A 16550-nucleotide genomic window follows, 5' to 3' on the forward strand; every position below is an offset into this window, starting at 1 on the left:
CGGCCACCGCCCCTACCGAATCAAACAGACCAACCATGCCTAAATGCGAAGAGCCATATAAGGTCATGGAGCGAACCGCCAATGCTGCGCTAGGTGTTGTCGAGGACTACATCAACGGTGTTCCCTACGGTGAGGCGGCGCGGCGGTGTGGGTACTAGGACTTCTTATCGTCGTTCCACTTTGGTTGCTCCTCATGATGATCCACGACCATCCGCTAGAGTCGCTGGCCGTGGTAGTCGCTCTTGGGGCAGCAGGTCTGGTATTGCTCGGTCTGTACGATGTGCTGACTTCGATACCAAAACGGCCAAAGCGGCCAATGACTACGGGCCAAGCGCGGAGGCTCATACAAAAACTCTTTTGGAGGGCTGAATGGCAAACCCGTGAGACGGTCCTGAAAAGCGAGAGGGAACGAAAGCAACGGGAATACGAACAACGGTGGTTTGGGTGAAGTGGATCAAGGAACTCCGCACCGCGCTTATCACGGCCCTGGTCGTCTACCTCGGAATGATGTTTCTGATTCAGATCATTCAGCCGTTCATCCCGGTGATTCTGATCGGGATCGTCGTTATCACAATCGGGTGGTTCGTTTATAGTCGGGCCACCCGATTGTGATTGATGAGCTGGTAAGGGGCATCTAGGTTATTAAGGCGCTGCACTCTGGTAGACCAACTACCTCTCATTTCTGAGCTGCGATGCCTCCTAGCGTAGAGCTGGCTAGTTAAGTCAGATACTTTTACCCCATATCAGCCAATCAATTTAGCTTTATTATGCATTTATGGACATAACTTTTCAATTAGTCCAAATAGTCTTTATTCAATTAGCCGTTGCAGGATTCGGATTAGTGGGAGGTGTATTTCTCGTGAGACACATGGCCCAGCGCCAAGCTGACAGGATGCGCCGGACCTATGAGCTGTTCTTCCCGTCGACGATGGGCCACGAGCAGGTGCTCGGCTTCATCAGATCCTTGAGCGGCCTCCCCAAACCGAAGTTCATGCAGCCAATCTATGCCGTGAGCTTCGAGCGCTACGCCGACGAACAGGGTGAGCGCTACTTCCTCCATACGCCCGGCCGCATCGCCGCCCGACTGGACGAACTCTTCTACGAGCACATTGACGGAAGCATGGAGTTGATCGACGAAGCCGATGATCCTGTTGCTCGCACCAAATGGCTTGCCGGCACGGAGTTGGCGATGTCCACGGCCGGGCTGACGAAGCCACTGCGCATCCTCGACGCCCAGGGAACCTCGCGCAGCATGAACGCTCAGTTCAAGAGCATGCGGGCCGGTGAAGCGACGGTGCTGCAATGGCAGGTATTTCCGGACCGTCCTCAGGCCGCTGAAGGCGATCAAAAGACAAAGATGGCTGATCATACATTTCACGCGATTGCACGCCTTGGAGCGGTCGGTAGGCACTCAGAGGGCATGGTCCATGACCTCTCCTCAGTCTTCAAAGCGGTCGAAGGCGACCGGGCCAAGTTCTTGCGCCGGCTCGTGCCAAATGTGCCAGGTCGGATCAATGATCGCGCCTGCACGCTGGGCTTTCCGATCCTTCTGAACGCCACCGAGTTCTCGGCACTGTGTGGCTGGCCGCTCAACGGCACGGGCTCGCGGCGAGCAAAGCGCATCGCCCCAACGGTGGTGCACGACAGCCAGGGAATCGTCATCGGCACGAGTAACACTCCGAAGTTGCAGAATCGCCGCGTGGCGATACCCACCGCGGCGCTCACCGTGCACTCATGGTTGCTCGGCCCGTCCGGCACCGGCAAGAGCACGCTGCTGCACAACATGGCCGCGCAGATCATGGATCAGAACATGGGCCTGGTATTAATCGAGCCCAAATCAGACCTTTGCCGTGACGTTTTGAATTCCGTTCCGCTACATCGGATTCACGACCTTATCTGGCTAAACCCCCTAGACCTTGAGCGGCCAATAGGTCTTAACGTGTTGGCCGGCGACGACCCTGAAAGAGTTACTTCACATGTCATCGGCATGTTTAAGAACCTCTCGGGCGATACCTGGAGCGCGCAGCTCCAACGCGTTCTCCGCAATGGCGTGATGACAGCGGCACTCAACGGGCTCACCCTCTACGACGTGAAGCAGCTGCTGGTGAACAAGGAATACCGTTCCGCCCAGGTGCGTCGGCTCAATCGCAACGTCCACCCGGACATCATTCAGGAGTGGCGGTGGCTCGACGATAAGGCCGATCTCACCGTTGACTCGGCTGTGAACCGCCTGGATGCTTTCCTGGGCTCGCGGATGATCCGCAACATCGTTTCTCAGAAAGATGGTCTCGACTTCGATGAAATCGTCCGGCAGCGCAAGATCCTCCTCGTGCCGCTGAGCGAGGCCCACATGGGCCAGACCAACGCTTCAGCTCTTGGACAGCTGATCTTCGACCTGGTGTGGGACGCGACGCTGAGACGGCCCCCAGAGCACCGAGAGCCCAACATCATGATGGTCGACGAGTTCCAGATGTTCTGCGAAATGATGAACACCACCAAGGCCGATCCCTTTGCCCTGGCTCGCTCGTATGGGTTGGGCTTGATGGTGGCCAACCAATACGCCGACCAACTGCCCAAAGCTGTGCAGAGCACGTTGAGCAAGAACGCCCAGAGCCAGATCGTCTTCCGATTGGCGGCGGACGACGCCAAGGACATGGCCCAGACGTTCGCACCGCTCGCCAAAGAAGACCTGGCGAACCTGCCGCGCTACACCGTGGCAGCGAAGCTGATGAGCAGCACCGGCAACGCCCCGGTGGTGACGTTGAAGACGCCACCGCCACCGAAAGCAACTGGTGGTGCTCGGGAAGCTGTTGAGTATTCCAGGCAGAAATATGGCCGGCCAGTGAGTGAAGTGGAAGCTGATCTACTCACCAGACACAAGACTGAAGAACCCAAGAAACGACCGTCGATTGGGACACTCCAATGAGCTTGAATACCTATTTTGTTCATTGTTCCGTCAGGTGTTCTGTGGGCACTACAGCTGTACCCCTTATTTGCGCAGGTCAGCGGCCGGATGCACGGCGGGCGGTACTACCGCTATGACTGGATATTCTCATCTCTCTCCTACCCAACTGGCTGTCCTCCAATCCGTCACCCAACTCCGCCAGCTCACCACCTCCCAAATCCGCCGGCTTCACTACACCGGTTCCTACGACGGCACCCGTGTACGTGTCCGTAGGCACCTGGCACGACTTACCAAGCTGGGGCTACTGAAGAGGATGTGGGGTGCCTATTCAGAAGGGGTGGAGTACGTCTATCTGCTACCTCACAGCACCGCCCGGACGCCGGATATGCACACGTTGGATATCGCGGAGCTGTACGTGCAGCTTGTGGAAAACCATTTTCGTGACATCACGAAAATGGTCGGTTTCACCTTCCACCCTGAGCCCTGGAGTCATACCAAGGTTGGGCACGTCCAGCTCAAGCCGGACGCCTATATCGAAGTTGGGAGAGCGGCCTACTTCCTTGAGCTAGATCGAGGCACGGAATGGGAGTCCCAGCTGACCGCCAAGATGCGGCGGTACATCCAGGCGATTGACTCTGGCCACTGGCCGGAAGATCGGGCATTCCCGAAAGTGATCTGGACGGTGCCCACACAAGCCCGCAAGCGATATCTGGACGACATCGTTCACAAGCTGGGGGAGCACGAGCTGTTCGGGGTCGTGCTATTCGATGAAGCAGCAGGAAGGTTTTGCCATGAGCAGACAAATAGAAAAGCTGGTTAGCGAGCTAGAGGACGTTCAGTATCGGCAACGCCGATACCACGACGAGCTAGACGATGTGTTGAATTGCACCATGGCCCGGCGCCGGCGGATCGATATCGAACTCGACTATCTAGCTAATCGGGAGCGTGAGCTCATCGCGAACCTGAGTGACCTTGAAGGGTGCGAGCACAGCGAAGTAGAAGACACCGGTGGCCCGGATGGCTCTCAGGTCTGCCTGCAATGCGGGACGATTCGATAGTCCATGAAAACCTACGAGTATCAAGCTGATTTCACTTTCCGAGATTTCAGGTTTCAGCGTGAAGAACAACTGCGCGAAATGAGTATCAAGGGCTCTAGGGAAGCAGCCAGCGCCGACGATCTCCGCGAAGAAGTCAGGGAAGCGATAGCAGTCCTGCATCCAATCGGCGTTGAGAGTCTGAGTATCTCCATCCGCGAAAGCGAGGAGTAGGCCATGCCGTATTTTGCCTGGGAAGCGGATGCCTTCGCCGAGGACTGGGAGACGTGGCTTGATCTCTATGGCATGGTCACCATCGAGGACGACGATATGGACGATTTCAGTGCGGTTGTGGCGCGTGTGGAGGAGCTGGCGCGCCAAGACATCGAGGGACGCGGTTGCAGCAATATGCGGAACTTCCTCATCACGATCATTGCTGAAGAGGAATGTGAACTGGAATAAAATAAAAAGCTCCCGGATGGCGCGGGGAGCTAGGGAGTGTGCGGCGTCTTTCTCGGTAAGACGCGGGTGCTTATCTCTTTGTACGGCCCAGGTACTCCGACGCCACGTTTCGGCTATTGCATTATAGCGCTTGTGGCGCATAATCATAAACATTATTAGTAAAAACGAGAGCACGGGAATGACGCCGTACTCTCAAACCTGACTAGGGTGGATCTAGCCATTACTCTCAAAGTAGAGTGATTTGGCCTCCCAGTCAACAAAGGAGGTTCTATTTGAAAGTAAGTACTGCCAAAACGGCGGCCATTGTTCCGGCCGAAATACTCAAAAGAAATGACCTGAGCCTGAGCGCCAAGGGACTCTACTCGTATCTGCTGCTCATGGTCGATCCGACCTACGTAACCATCAAGGGCATCGCGTTGGAGCTGCGCCAGCAAGAAAACGCCGTCCGCTTCGCCGCGACCGAATTGGAGGCGATGGGCTACCTGTCGGACGTGCAGTGAGTCTCATTCGCAGCGTCAAGAACGCCAACTACACGACCATCTCTAACGTCGCTGCCAACGATCCCAGGCTGTCGCTCAAGTCCAAGGGTCTCTTCTACTTCCTCATGAGCAAGCCAGACTCCTGGACCATCACTGAGCGAGGCCTGATGGCGCAGTTGCGCGAGGGCCGCACGGCTGTGGCCGCAGCGCTTAAGGAACTCGAAGCGGCCGGCTATCTCCAGCGCGAGACGCCCCGCAACGACAACGGCAAATTCACGGCGGGCGCCACCGTTCTGCACGAGGAGCCGTGCTCTGATTTACCGCGCTCTGGTTTCCCGAGCACGGGTAACCCTCCACAAGTAATTACTAAAGAAGTAAATACTGAAGAAGAACATGGTTCTACGAACCATGGGCTGACGCCCCCAGAGCGTCCAGACAACCGAGATCCTCAGATAAACGAAGTCGTCGAGAAATTCGAGGCCGCCTTCGAGCTGCGCCTACCTCGGCTGCCGTTGCAACGCCGGGCTGCAAAGACCCTTATAAGCCGGCACAAGTTGGAGGGAACGCTCAGGCTCATCCACGCGGCCGCGGCCGCCCGCGGCCGCAAGTTCGCTCCCACGATCCTCAGTTTGGAAGACCTGCGCGACAAGACCAACAACCTGGTCGAGTTCTACAAGAGAGAGACCCAATCAACTAACATCCCGAAGGTATAAGCCATGGCTCGATTTACCCGTATCACACTCATGAACGGCGTCACCTACACGCTCACCAAGGCTGAGGCCGATGGCCTGGCCCAGGCCAAGCTCGCCGGCACCGGCGTAGTCGACGTCGCCCGGCTCAACGTCCGCATTGTCCCTAATCAGATCATTGACTTCGCCGACACGAACCAGGGCGACGACGGTACGCTCGGCATCGAGGCTGGCCCGTACAAGCGTCCCGCCGGCCACAGGCAGTACATCGACGCTGATCTACAGGTGCGCTGTACCTGCGGCCGACCGGTCCGCTCAGTGCTCGTGAACCGCATGATGGACCGCAAGGAATGGACGAGGCTGTCTGGCACCCCTGGTTATTACTTCGTCTACGAAGATGGCGGCATGGTTTGCGTGGCCACTACCCGCTTCGTGTGCTCCCTAGAGCAGATCCCTGATGGAATGACCCATTGCACGGAAGCTGAATACACGCGTTTCCGAGCGTCTACCAGCTGGCTACAACGAGCCTAAAAGAGCCAAATTATTTGGCTATTGACAAGCCGAATTAAAAAGCCGAATATAAGAAAGTAATTAAGGATGACAAAACAATGGCTAACGCCGTAAAAGTTCCCGTTCACTACACATCAGTTTATCGGACGTCGTACGCGAAGAATCGAAGTACGCATCAGATTGAGGCGGGTCGAGCAATCCACGCGATCAAGACTCTCGTTGGCCTGTTGATTATTTCCTCGATAATCTTCATCGTCATGGTCGGCGCCATACTGGCAAACTAGCCATGGACTGCATCGAATGTCCGTGCGCGATTTGTAATAGCTAAACTAAATAACCGCCGACCCCGCAACGATGCCGGGCGGCAAGGAACCATCGACAAATGGGAATGTACGACGAAGGCGCCAAGCGCGTCTCCAACAGCAAGTTCGTGGAGTTTGAATCAGGCAAGAAGATCCGCCTACGCATCCTCTATCACCCGAACGTCTCTCACAAGCAATTTAAAGGCAACGAAGACATCAAGACTCAGTTTGCCTGGCCGGTGTGGAACTACACCTTGGGCAAGCAGCAGATCCTGCAGAAGGGACCGGGCGTTTTCAAGCGTATCGCTTCCATCATCGAGGACTACAGCGAGCAGATGCCGATGAGCTGCGACCTCTCCATCACGGTTACAGGATCAGGCCTCGGCACTAAGTACGAGATCACGCCAGTGCCGCTAGCTGGGACCATGCCAGTCATCCCTAGCCAGGAGATCATCGACATCGACAAAGAGCTGCCGAACTCAATCCCTCTCATGCGTTTTGCCGAAGGTGCAGACCCGGATGTGGAGAGCTCGGACGATGATGCCTCAGCCGCGGCCCCGCGTGAGCGCGACAACATCCCCACTGATGATGAGGTCGACAAGATCAACATTGACGACATTCCGTTCTAGATGACACCCATAGTGTCTCGCTTCTCGAAGAAGGACTACGAGCTGATCGGCGACTACGCCAAGCTCAAGGGCTGGCGGTATGGTCTGGCCGACCCTGTTCAGAGGACCGCTTACTTCCGGGATGAGAACGAGAGGGAGGTGCGCAAGAGTCTCAGCGAAATAGAGGCCGAATTAAACCCCGGAGGAGTCTCAGACGATGGGAAACACAGCAGAGGGCGCTAGACGCGCCGCAGAGACCGCCAAGGAGCGCTACGGGGCCTCCTGGCACGCAGACAACGGCCGCAAGGGTGGCCAGCTAGGAAAAGGAACTAAACACCAGCGACGCCGACGCTCTAACCGGCGAGAGGGAAACAAGTAGATGGCAGGAACGATTTTAGGGGGACGGAAAGCAGCGGAGACGAACAAAGTACGCTACGGCGAGAACTTCTACAGGGTGATCGGCCGCAAGGGTGGGCACATCTCCCGCGGCGGCGGCTTCGCGATGAACCGCGAGCTGGCTGTTGAGGCCGGCCGCAAAGGTGGTCTGGCGAGCCGGCGGGGGAAGTTGGAGCGGTCGGCATGACGGGCTCCCGCAGCGAAGCGAAGCTAGATGGTTGCACTATCTGCGGCGCTGTCTATCCGCCTGGGCCGCATGACTGCATCCCCGCCGAGCCTAGTGCTAGTGAGCCACGTCCGACTTTTACGGCCGAGCAGGTGGAGCGCATGAAAGCGATCGTAGCCCCTAGCGGAGAGCCGAACGATAAGCCACTAGATGACATTCTGGCCGACTTCATGGAAGCGATTGAGGAGCTTGGAAGCGAGATAGAGGGCTCACCCACCCCCGCTGATATGGCCCGACTGGACACAATCTACGACCACACAGAAGAGGAGCTTCTTCAGTTCTTTACCTCACCTACAGCTCCAGAGGCATTACCGAACGCAAACGCCTCCCGTAAGCCAGAGGAGCCGCTGCCAACCTCACCCAGTGAAGCCGGGGAGCTAGAGGCCAGACTTTGCGATTGTGACGGCTTCTGGCATGTGTCAATTGGCGACCAGGGCAGCTACCAAGTAAATGAGGACGATATAGCCGAGCTAGTCCAACAGAGAGAGGCGGCAGCGTACGACAAAGGCGCTCAATGGGGAGCCGATATAGCTGTAGCAGCCCAAAAGGGTGGTGAGCGCCAAGTGGACGTGCTGGTAGAAGAAGCCTATGAGCGTGGTAAGCGGGAGGGCCTCCAGCTTGCCAGGAAGCTGCCCCGGTTCACATTCAACACCGCGGAGAAAGACTCGCTCGGCTACGTAAGTGTGAACGCGATCGACGCGGAGATCTGGAAGCTGGGTTCATGACTCACACCGAGTGTGTGGCTGCTGCTTCGTATTGGCTGCATTCAAAGTGCGACGTCGTATTGCCTGAATTCTTTACTTGGAACAGTGAACTTGCCGACGCCATAGGCTTCAGGGTCGGCGGCAAGAGCATACTGATTGAATGTAAAGTGTCACGCGGCGATTTTCTAGCCGACAAACGCAAAACCTTCAGGTCTCTACCAGAGCGCGGCATGGGCGATCTTCGGTACTACTGCTGCCCAAAAGGGCTGATACGGCCCGATGAAGTGCCTGCTAGGTGGGGTTTGATATATGTCTACCCCAGCGGTCTCGTAAAACGTGTCAAGGAGGCATACTTTCAGCCTAAGAACTACGAAGCTGAACATCATTTGCTGTTTTACTATGCTCGACGGGCGGTACACGCTGGCGTCCATAAAGCGGTATTAGCCCAAAGGACCAGAACGTGAGCGATCAGGGTTACAAAATCACCCAGGGTTGAAGTCCTTCGGGGGCCGACGACCGAACCAGTCCTTTCGCGTTCCCGTCTTGTGTAACTTTCCAGAGATGCTCCGCGCCCACACCGCGCCTGAGTTGTCCCGAAAAGACAGGATCGGCGGGGCCACGCGGGAATAGTCTGCTTGCTCGAAAACATGCTCGTGGCCTGGAAGAAGGACATCTCGAAAGTCCAAAAGCCCCACAGAACCATTCGAGTCCGAAACCTGCGTTACATCGTAAATAGGTTCCGGACTGAGATTGACGACCGTGTAGTCGTGGCTCACCTCTTCCTCTTGGTCGAACTCATAGATGGATCGTTTGTTCTTTTTGATGTAATAGGCCACTTGGCGCGCCTGAGAGACTCGGCGTTCATTGGTATCTCGCCAGACGACGAAGGCAGTGGTGAGGAACGCCAGCGTGGCGATGCCCGAAGAGATCCACTGACCGACGGTGCCCCAGATGGAAGGGTTGAAGTCCAATTCAGACTGCCTGAGTCACTTCACTGGCATCGGATGATTTTCTTTTTATGGCTCGGAGCTTCACGAGAAATTCGCGGCCAAGTTCCGAGAGTATCCAGTATTTATTTGTATCCCTTGCATCTCGTGTCTTGCTGCCGTGGGCGATCAAGTTGAGGGCGAAGAGTTGGATCGCTATGTCGTCAACGCTCTCTTGGGATATTGAGACGTTTTCAGCATAAGCAAAGTTTGCGGGCAAGAGATCTTTTCGAGTCTCCAAAAGCAGTCGTTGAGCGAAGGCGCTCAGCGCTTGGCCTATTGCTCGTTCGCTGGATTCGTCGAACATTCGAGGGCCGATTTCGCGGAAGATGTCATTCCACGTTGCTGGGACTTTTGTGTTGAAGATGCGTATGGGTGCGAGATCAAAGGTGGTGTCCTCTAGGGCGAGTTCATGATTAGTCTTGTACTCAAGGACCACTCCCATCGGATAGACGTCTTCGCCCGATTCAAGCTCTTGCGGAATGATGGCGACATCTCTGGTGCTGGCCTGCAACTCCATCTGGCTGACCTTGGCACGCAACTCAGCCATTTCTGCCTGAAGTTCCGGTGTCATGGCGAATTGTCCGCGCACCCACCCTTCGGCTGGATACTTCTTCATCGTCCTAACGAGGCTGCGGGAAACGGCCGAGCCGAGTTCAGCGGGAGAGTTGTAGGTCTTCACAAGTCTGGACTTCACTTTGGCCGTGAAAGCGTCCAGCTCTACCTGTGCAGCCGGCTGGCTCTTGTCAAGTGGAAGCTGGCCAGGATTGGCGTGGACGAAGCCCAAGACAGGCTTACCCGTTGAGACGGCGTAGTCGTATTCCTTCTCCGTGTAGCTAACGCCGTCGGGGGCCACGCTGCCGTATCGACCACCCACGATGACTACGTAGTAATCGCTCTCGTCGATGACTTGCTGGATCAGTGTCCACTGATCGTCGTTCGCGGCTGGGAACATCTCCATGCCAGCTGGGAGGCAGTCCATCTCCAGCAAGGCCTGAATCACCTCACGTCGCTCCTCCACGAGGTCCATATACGTTGAGCTGATGAAGACTTGATAGCGGCGATCCATGACTAATGTCTAGCACATGGGCGCGACAGCCTTGTTAGGCAGCCCCGGTTGGTGCCTGGGCAGTATTCAAGTCTTCCCTGATCAGTTCTTCTAGCCGCCGGCTACTGGACCCAAAGGTGGTCGCCTTTTCTTGAAAGTTGGCCCGCCCGTGTTCATTCTTTGCTTCATCCAGCACTGCGTGAATCATGTCTCTGACTGCCACGAGGACATTTCGCACCGCGGCGCTTACGTTGGCAGACGCGTACAACGCGAACGATCCCTCAGATAGGCTGCGCGCCACAGAAGCTATGCGAGTGGCATCGTCTTCAACACCGCTCTGGAAGGCGTTCAGTGACAAGTCGATTTCTCGAACCTTGCCCAGGAATTCCGTGTAGACCTCCACCTTGCGGTCTCTGAGCCAGCGTTGGTGCTCGACTTCACGATCTGCTTCTCTTTGCGCCTCGGCCGCAAGCCTCGCGGCCTCTATAGTCGCCTGTGTGTTCTCGCTGTTAAACGCGCCAGCAATGACGGCGCCGGCAATCCCGGCGATGAGAGCTCCCAAGGCGACGACGATCAAACGTATTGTTTCCCCATCCATGGGGACAGTTTGCCAGAGTGTTCGGTTTCCAGGGCTTCGCCACGTCGACTTGGCGATGATCGACTGTCAAGGTTTCTTGGCGAAATTATGTTTTAATATTTATGGCATAATGTGTTTTTCAAAATCTCTGTCAAGCTTCAGTAAGAGTCCCGAAAAACTCGCGTCGTCCAATACTTGTTGTACGGACCGAACGAATATTACCGAACAACTAAGAAACATTAATTTGTCAAGTACCAGCAATGCAAACTGAACTACCCAAACCCATCACGATAGTGTTCTGCGCCAAGTGCCAGGATGTGACCGTTCTTAGCCGCGACAAATGGGGCTGGTTTTGCTCGGTATGCTGTAGGGCTCTGAAAGACCGTCGCTATTACCCCTGTGGATAAAGGGGTTTACAAATGTATACCCATCATTCATAGTACGTGCATGGTCCATGGGGACCGCACTTTCAAACAAACAAAACGTTCATAGGCTGAGTTGGGGTCAAGAACTGGATTTCCGGGAGTAGAGCCCCGGACGGCCCGGATTAAGTTCCGGGGCGTTGCCGAAAGGAATCGGGCCAGCGAAGCCCCTACCCAGCCTATGAACCCGTCTGATGGTTGATTCGGGGCAATAAGAGCAACGCCTGGTCGTTTGAACTCGGCTGATATGTGGATAACCGCTGAGTTACCACAGCCCCGAACCAGCCATCAGACGGGCTTACCGAGCGTAAGCAGTAGTAGACGAAGCAATCGTAGATATGCCCGAGGCGAAAAGCAGTAGGGGCGTAACGCTGGCCAGCCATGTAGGTTGTGTAAATACTACTGCTTAGGCTTTATAAGCCCGAACACATAAACAGGAACCTTCTCATGCAGAAGTTCAAGTCCGCTCTGCCCGTGATCGAACACCACATCTTGGTATTGCTCATCGGAGCAGCCATCGGTTCGTACTTCACCCTCCAGGTGGCGAACCAGGCGACCGCCAAGACTCAGGCTGCCGTCCATGACGCGCTCAAGGCCGTGCCAGTGGCAGCCGCGCCGTCAACGTCAAAAGAGTAGCCTCCGCCCCAGTACCGCCTGTGTCCACACAGCCGGAGGCGACCCCAAGCCCGACTCCAGCACCCATACAAACTCCCGCGCCCTTACCCGCCGGCTCTCATACCGACTGGATGACGACCGCGGGGATAGATCCGGCCAACTTCGGCTACGTCGATTTCATCGTGAGCCATGAGAGCGGTTGGAATCCCGCAGCGGTGAACGCAAGCAGCGGAGCATGTGGCCTCGGCCAACAGCTGCCCTGCGGCAAATGGGCTGGCGCCTGGAACGATCCCGTAGCTGCCCTGGTAGCGATGAACAGCTACGTCGGCCGATACGGGGGATGGGCCGGAGCTTATAGCTACTGGCTAGCGCACGGAAATTACTAAACAAGGAAAATTCAGATGAAGGCATACATAGACGGAAAAGGAGAGGGAATTTACACCCTTGTAGCAGAAGACGGAGAGGCGTTGTGTAGTCATTTCTGCAGTTCACGTGTGTTTGCATACGGCGATCTCTACGGTAACCGCCCAGAGCGCAAAGATATGTTCGAAGCAAAAGGCATCACTGAAGTCATCTACCTAGACGAAGCGACCGACATGACTTTAGAACAACTCATTGAACTGCACAGGAAATGGAACGCTGCGCATCCTTCGGCGGCGGGGGTGAAGCAAGCATGAAACGCGCACTCCTTATCTCCGGCCTCATCGCTACCGCCGTCACTGCCTTCGGTGCAGTCGGCATCACGTCAGGCGAACTGGATCTCCCAGGACTCAACCAGGCGATCAACAACCTCGACGCCCGCACCACCAACAATGAGCAGGACATTCAGGCGCTCCAAGCGGCTACGCAGACCACCCCGGCTCCCCACGTCGTTGTGCCGGCCGTCGTAGCAGCGCCGGCGCCAACAGCAGCACCAACCACGGCCGAGCCCGCTGTCACGGCACCATTCGCCGCTACTCCTACTCCTACGCCCACGCCCGATCCAACCCCGTGCGTTGCTCCCTCGGTTTCGCCGGCGCCAGGTACGAGCATCGTGGTGATTGGCAGGGGGTGCGAATAATGAGAGAACTCAAGTTCAGAGCGTGGGACGACCAGCGGCGTATGCAGGATTGGCGCGAACTTCGACGCAACTACACCTTGGAGCTCTTGAATAGTGAGGGCGACCGAAGCGCCGCAGACATTATGGGCATGACACTCATGCAATACACCGGCCTCAAAGACAAGAACGGTGTGGAGATCTACGAGGGGGACATCGTTCGCCATAAGTGGCATTCGGAAAATGGTCGGCATGAACTCCTGGTGGTCATCGGTAGCCCCGACTGCCCATTTATCGACTGCGGCTATTTGGTTGAGCAGGACGAGTACGAAGAGCCAGTCAACGAAGTCATCGGGAACATCTACGAAAAAATAAGCAGGAACTCACATCCATGAGCAAGCGTCGAAAATTCATCAAAGTAGGTCAGATCGAGGCATACGCCATCGTCGGCCGGCTCGGTATCGGAGACCTGGTTGTCCTGGTCTGCGGCGACATCGAAGTCACTGTTACCGTCGGCAAGCTGGAGCGGTCGCGTCGCATTGATCCAGCGGTGCAGCAATGAAAAAGCGATCCGCCCAGCTGGCCCCCAGCAAAGTACTCCCGGAGACCAAGGCCGCATTTGCGGACGCCGCAGCGAAGCTTGGGATCTCGGCCACCAAGATCCGGCTCAAGTCGGCAGCGGCCCTCTACGGCGACGTAGACACGTCACACGGCAAACTGAGCGAGGTGATTGCCCGGGAGATGGAACGATGACACCAACACCTACTCTCGATCCGTCTCTGGCTGCAGTTGCCCAGCAAACTGGCGCCGCGCTCGGTGATGCACTGTTCTACCTAATGCTGGCATCAATCTTGATTGCTGCTTTCTCCGTAATCGTGAGTGTCCTCCTGGCACAGCGCCATGGACGCGATGCAACGGTCGCCTTTTTTGCCGGCCTGGTCTTTGGGCTACTGGCCGTGGCCCATTACGTTATTGCGGGGGATTCGCCTGAACAGCGCGTCCGTAAAGAGGAGGCTGCGCGTTCGCAGTTGCGCGGGTGAAGACGAGACAGATTCCCGGCTTGTTTCGACCGAGCGAACTACCCGTTTGGGCTGCGCAAATTCTTCTTTGGCTGCAATACCAATGCTCCATGCGCATTGTCACTGATCAGATATCTGAGGCTCGCGCTCGTTACGAGGCACGCTCGTGGTGGTTCAGGATTTGGCATGGCAAGCCGAGCTATCCGCCTCGATTCTTTTTCGACAATCCGTTCCCTCGCCCGTCAGCTGACGACCTGCAGAAGTTTGAAGAGACCTATCCAGACATGGCTAGGGAGTGGAGGAAGTCATGACGCAGTGCGAAAAGATCCTCCAACTACTTGAGGAGCGCGGCGACGCTGGCGTTCTGAACATCGAACTAAATGAGTTTGCTTTCCGCTACTCAGCACGGATTCAGGAGCTCCGCCAGGAGGGCCATCGCATCCGCGCGAGCAAGGTCAGGGACTCGATCTGGCGGTTTACGTTGCTGCCGCAGCAGGTGGCGGCATGAGAGAGATCAAATTTCGGGCATGGGACGGTTCTAAAATGGTTCACAACGTTGTTGTAGGTGAGCTTGGAGCGTTCTACGCCCGTATTGATCCGAAGGACGCAGCCAGTCTCGCCAACACGTCCATCTACCACCAGCAAACGCCCGTCATGCAATATACCGGCCTCAAGGACAAGAACGGCGTGGAGATTTACGAGGGAGATTGGCTGAAGGCCTTCGCTCCTAGTCGCCGCCGAGCGGTAAAGTGCCTTGCTGTGAGGTGGGATGGTCAGGACGCAGGGTTCAACATCAGCGCAAGAGGTTTGTTTGAAGTCATCGGCAACATCTACGAGAACCCAGAATTTCTACCGGCGGCTCAGCCCCACAACTAAAGCCAGGAACGCAAGGACGGCCAAAACTGTGACGGCGGAATAGAAGAAAGCAACCACCGGAGTCCCAGAGGCCGAAGCAACCCCGGCTGAAGCGATTAGGCCGACGATGAGCCCGATGAACAGCCCCCGCTTGTCCTGCCGCGTCATCACACACACCTCATCGGGTATCCACCGAACTTCGTATACAGCCTCAGTTTATTCGGGCAGTAGCCGTTTACCGCGATATAGAAGGCAGCCGCCGTGAGTATCGCAGCGGCCACTGGGCACAACCAGCCATCCGTTTCTATGCAGATCAAGGTAGCTATGCCAGCCGCACCACCGGATGTGACCGCTCCCTGGTCGGTTCTATCCAGGTCAATGTAGGGGCCAAACCAAGGGCTCAGGAAATCTTGCCCGAACTCGATTTGGGGAGTGACTGGCGGCGGGGGAGCTGCATTAGCCACGGCACCGGAACCAAGCACCAAACCCAGGGCCACCAGAATGGCTATGAATGTTTTTCGCACGGGTTTCTCCTCGAATAAGAGATACTTCGAGGCTGGCACTCAGGCTATACAGGGTCAATTAAACGAATCAGGGACTGAAACAGTTTAGCTTCAGTCCCTGATTGCTGTAGATCACTTCAAGTTCGCACTCGCCGCAGCTACCATGGCTTGGCTGTACTGTGGGCAATAGTGTTGCGTCGCTGATGCCAACAGGGCACCGATGTCACCAATGAACGCATTACTGGCTTGTCCGCCGCTCATCGTTTTTAGTGAATTGTCCAGAATGGTTTTGGGCGGAACGCCGGCATCCATGTCTTTACAAGTCTGCTGTCCGAATCCAATGAGCTGTGAATCTGGGCTCTTGCCCAAAGTGGTGGTTGAGCTTCGCACCTCACGAATGAACTGATCATTGAGCGCGGTCGTCCACGCCGGTCCACTAGGTGAGCTCACAGCTGCCGCCGGAGCTGGTGACACCGTCACCGTCTGCGTGACCGTTGCTGTCGCGCTTGGAGCAGTCGAACAAGAGCTGAGTGAAGCTGCCGCCAGGAGCAGCGCGGCCGATGCAAAGTACCTCTTCAACGCTTCCCCCATACTGAAGTTCGATAGCCAGCTCTGCCGATCTTAGATTGACCGAGTCGAAAAGACCACTGTCGTTAAAACTAGATCAGGGAAGCAAGCGAATCTGCTTGCTTCCCTGATCTATCTTGTTGAATAGTCATTTGCGCCCCCATACGCTCAAATTAGCCGGTGCCAGTCAGACGTGCACGAGTTCCTGGCTGGTATCGGCCCTAGTGAGCGGCTTGGTAGCGCTCAATCACGTCGGCTTGAATCCGGCCACGGCTGTTGATCGAGATACCCTGCTGAATCGCCCAGGCGCGGATAGCCTTGGTGTCGTTTCCGCTAGTAACCGTCCGGCGCGGAGGCGTTTTGACTCGTCCTACTTTGCGGGCAGCAGCGGTGAATTTGCTCACAGCTTCACGCAGCTCCCTTGCATGGGCTTCATTGAGATCAATCTCATATTCAGCCCCGTCGATGGCAAAGCTGATAGTTTCGTTTGCGTCGGAATCGTCGAGGTCATCAATTAGACGGATATAGGTTTTCGTAGCCATGTCCAAAGGCTATCACTCCTAGCTGTTTATAATGGCGAGCACTCCAACAACAATCAAAAGTATGA

The 16550-nt window shown here is 56.1% G+C and carries 28 protein-coding genes; 23 read left to right on the forward strand and 5 right to left on the reverse strand.

From position 1 onward, the window contains the following. Nucleotides 1-444 precede the first annotated feature (444 nt). From AC4CS3_RS19380 to AC4CS3_RS19435, 12 genes are all read left to right on the forward strand, one after another. A complete protein-coding gene (locus AC4CS3_RS19380; protein WP_490784786.1) occupies nucleotides 445-612 on the forward strand; it encodes a hypothetical protein in 168 nt (55 codons plus the stop codon). A 256-nt stretch (nucleotides 613-868) separates the two neighbouring features. Then, nucleotides 869-2926, forward strand: coding sequence for a type IV secretory system conjugative DNA transfer family protein (locus tag AC4CS3_RS19385; protein ID WP_490784787.1), 2058 nt, complete (start codon nucleotides 869-871; stop codon nucleotides 2924-2926). A 316-nt stretch (nucleotides 2927-3242) separates the two neighbouring features. Beyond that, nucleotides 3243-3725 carry a replication-relaxation family protein gene (locus AC4CS3_RS19390; protein ID WP_490784788.1) on the forward strand — a complete coding sequence of 161 codons (483 nt, stop codon included), beginning with the start codon at nucleotides 3243-3245 and terminating at the stop codon, nucleotides 3723-3725. Nucleotides 3726-3966: 241 nt separating this feature from the next. Continuing rightward, on the forward strand, nucleotides 3967-4173 hold the full coding sequence (locus AC4CS3_RS19395; RefSeq protein ID WP_490784789.1) for a hypothetical protein: 207 nt from the start codon (nucleotides 3967-3969) through the stop codon (nucleotides 4171-4173). Nucleotides 4174-4176: 3 nt separating this feature from the next. Beyond that, nucleotides 4177-4401: a hypothetical protein gene (locus tag AC4CS3_RS19400; protein WP_490784790.1), complete on the forward strand. Its 225-nt coding sequence runs from the start codon at nucleotides 4177-4179 to the stop codon at nucleotides 4399-4401. Between the two features lie 272 nt (nucleotides 4402-4673). Further along, entirely contained in the window at nucleotides 4674-4901 is a 228-nt protein-coding gene (locus tag AC4CS3_RS19405; protein ID WP_490784791.1) for a hypothetical protein, read from the forward strand. Then, nucleotides 4898-5593, forward strand: coding sequence for a hypothetical protein (locus AC4CS3_RS19410; RefSeq protein WP_490784792.1), 696 nt, complete (start codon nucleotides 4898-4900; stop codon nucleotides 5591-5593). Before AC4CS3_RS19405 ends, AC4CS3_RS19410 begins: the two co-directional genes overlap by 4 nt. Before the next feature lie 3 nt (nucleotides 5594-5596). Further along, on the forward strand, nucleotides 5597-6100 hold the full coding sequence (locus AC4CS3_RS19415) for a hypothetical protein (protein WP_490784793.1): 504 nt from the start codon (nucleotides 5597-5599) through the stop codon (nucleotides 6098-6100). A gap of 361 nt (nucleotides 6101-6461) precedes the next feature. Further along, nucleotides 6462-7010 (forward strand): hypothetical protein, encoded by a 549-nt coding sequence (locus AC4CS3_RS19420; protein WP_490784794.1) that lies wholly within the window; start codon nucleotides 6462-6464, stop codon nucleotides 7008-7010. Continuing rightward, the gene (locus tag AC4CS3_RS19425; RefSeq protein ID WP_490784795.1) at nucleotides 7011-7232 is read left to right on the forward strand and encodes a hypothetical protein; all 222 of its coding nucleotides are present in this window, start codon (nucleotides 7011-7013) and stop codon (nucleotides 7230-7232) included. 136 nt (nucleotides 7233-7368) lie between these two features. Then, nucleotides 7369-7572, forward strand: coding sequence for a con-10 family general stress protein (locus tag AC4CS3_RS19430; protein ID WP_490784796.1), 204 nt, complete (start codon nucleotides 7369-7371; stop codon nucleotides 7570-7572). A gap of 140 nt (nucleotides 7573-7712) precedes the next feature. Further along, nucleotides 7713-8336 (forward strand): hypothetical protein, encoded by a 624-nt coding sequence (locus AC4CS3_RS19435; RefSeq protein WP_490784797.1) that lies wholly within the window; start codon nucleotides 7713-7715, stop codon nucleotides 8334-8336. A gap of 461 nt (nucleotides 8337-8797) precedes the next feature. Here AC4CS3_RS19435 and AC4CS3_RS19440 read toward each other — a convergent pair whose 3' ends face one another. The 3 genes from AC4CS3_RS19440 to AC4CS3_RS19450 are packed head-to-tail and all read right to left on the reverse strand — an operon-like array spanning nucleotide 8798 to nucleotide 10947. Continuing rightward, complete coding sequence (locus AC4CS3_RS19440) at nucleotides 8798-9286, reverse strand: hypothetical protein (RefSeq protein ID WP_490784798.1); 489 nt, start codon at nucleotides 9284-9286, stop codon at nucleotides 8798-8800. A 1-nt stretch (nucleotide 9287) separates the two neighbouring features. After that, a complete protein-coding gene (locus AC4CS3_RS19445; protein ID WP_490784799.1) occupies nucleotides 9288-10370 on the reverse strand; it encodes a DUF4062 domain-containing protein in 1083 nt (360 codons plus the stop codon). Nucleotides 10371-10404: 34 nt separating this feature from the next. Further along, the gene (locus tag AC4CS3_RS19450) at nucleotides 10405-10947 is read right to left on the reverse strand and encodes a hypothetical protein (protein WP_490784800.1); all 543 of its coding nucleotides are present in this window, start codon (nucleotides 10945-10947) and stop codon (nucleotides 10405-10407) included. An 848-nt stretch (nucleotides 10948-11795) separates the two neighbouring features. Here AC4CS3_RS19450 and AC4CS3_RS19455 point away from each other — a divergent pair. The 10 genes from AC4CS3_RS19455 to AC4CS3_RS19500 all read left to right on the forward strand — a co-directional run bounded on the left by AC4CS3_RS19455 (nucleotide 11796) and on the right by AC4CS3_RS19500 (nucleotide 14894). Further along, complete coding sequence (locus AC4CS3_RS19455; RefSeq protein WP_490784801.1) at nucleotides 11796-11984, forward strand: hypothetical protein; 189 nt, start codon at nucleotides 11796-11798, stop codon at nucleotides 11982-11984. A gap of 110 nt (nucleotides 11985-12094) precedes the next feature. After that, nucleotides 12095-12349: an aggregation-promoting factor C-terminal-like domain-containing protein gene (locus AC4CS3_RS19460; RefSeq protein WP_490784802.1), complete on the forward strand. Its 255-nt coding sequence runs from the start codon at nucleotides 12095-12097 to the stop codon at nucleotides 12347-12349. A gap of 15 nt (nucleotides 12350-12364) precedes the next feature. Then, entirely contained in the window at nucleotides 12365-12640 is a 276-nt protein-coding gene (locus AC4CS3_RS19465; protein ID WP_490784803.1) for a hypothetical protein, read from the forward strand. After that, nucleotides 12637-13023: a hypothetical protein gene (locus AC4CS3_RS19470; protein WP_490784804.1), complete on the forward strand. Its 387-nt coding sequence runs from the start codon at nucleotides 12637-12639 to the stop codon at nucleotides 13021-13023. The genes AC4CS3_RS19465 and AC4CS3_RS19470 overlap by 4 nt, the downstream gene beginning before the upstream one ends. Beyond that, nucleotides 13023-13394, forward strand: a complete 372-nt coding sequence (locus AC4CS3_RS19475; protein ID WP_490784805.1) for a YopX family protein — start codon at nucleotides 13023-13025, stop codon at nucleotides 13392-13394. Before AC4CS3_RS19470 ends, AC4CS3_RS19475 begins: the two co-directional genes overlap by 1 nt. Beyond that, nucleotides 13391-13561 carry a hypothetical protein gene (locus tag AC4CS3_RS19480; protein WP_490784806.1) on the forward strand — a complete coding sequence of 57 codons (171 nt, stop codon included), beginning with the start codon at nucleotides 13391-13393 and terminating at the stop codon, nucleotides 13559-13561. The genes AC4CS3_RS19475 and AC4CS3_RS19480 overlap by 4 nt, the downstream gene beginning before the upstream one ends. Further along, the gene (locus AC4CS3_RS19485; protein WP_490784807.1) at nucleotides 13558-13752 is read left to right on the forward strand and encodes a hypothetical protein; all 195 of its coding nucleotides are present in this window, start codon (nucleotides 13558-13560) and stop codon (nucleotides 13750-13752) included. The genes AC4CS3_RS19480 and AC4CS3_RS19485 overlap by 4 nt, the downstream gene beginning before the upstream one ends. Then, nucleotides 13749-14039 carry a hypothetical protein gene (locus tag AC4CS3_RS19490; protein WP_490784808.1) on the forward strand — a complete coding sequence of 97 codons (291 nt, stop codon included), beginning with the start codon at nucleotides 13749-13751 and terminating at the stop codon, nucleotides 14037-14039. The genes AC4CS3_RS19485 and AC4CS3_RS19490 overlap by 4 nt, the downstream gene beginning before the upstream one ends. 286 nt (nucleotides 14040-14325) lie before the next feature. Further along, nucleotides 14326-14526 carry a helix-turn-helix domain-containing protein gene (locus tag AC4CS3_RS19495; RefSeq protein ID WP_490784809.1) on the forward strand — a complete coding sequence of 67 codons (201 nt, stop codon included), beginning with the start codon at nucleotides 14326-14328 and terminating at the stop codon, nucleotides 14524-14526. Then, on the forward strand, nucleotides 14523-14894 hold the full coding sequence (locus AC4CS3_RS19500) for a YopX family protein (RefSeq protein ID WP_490784810.1): 372 nt from the start codon (nucleotides 14523-14525) through the stop codon (nucleotides 14892-14894). The genes AC4CS3_RS19495 and AC4CS3_RS19500 overlap by 4 nt, the downstream gene beginning before the upstream one ends. Nucleotides 14895-15508: 614 nt before the next feature. Here the strand turns inward: AC4CS3_RS19500 and AC4CS3_RS19505 are convergent. Beyond that, a complete protein-coding gene (locus AC4CS3_RS19505; RefSeq protein WP_490784874.1) occupies nucleotides 15509-15856 on the reverse strand; it encodes a DUF732 domain-containing protein in 348 nt (115 codons plus the stop codon). Here AC4CS3_RS19505 and AC4CS3_RS19510 point away from each other — a divergent pair. After that, nucleotides 15786-16001, forward strand: a complete 216-nt coding sequence (locus tag AC4CS3_RS19510) for a hypothetical protein (RefSeq protein WP_490784875.1) — start codon at nucleotides 15786-15788, stop codon at nucleotides 15999-16001. The two genes, AC4CS3_RS19505 and AC4CS3_RS19510, sit on opposite strands and share 71 nt — an antisense overlap. Before the next feature lie 163 nt (nucleotides 16002-16164). On the opposite strand, the gene AC4CS3_RS19515 is transcribed toward AC4CS3_RS19510, so the two are convergent. Continuing rightward, nucleotides 16165-16485, reverse strand: a complete 321-nt coding sequence (locus AC4CS3_RS19515) for a histone-like nucleoid-structuring protein Lsr2 (protein ID WP_490784811.1) — start codon at nucleotides 16483-16485, stop codon at nucleotides 16165-16167. Nucleotides 16486-16550: the final 65 nt, after the last annotated feature.

The sequence above is a fragment of the Arthrobacter sp. SE2 genome, from assembly GCF_058244265.1.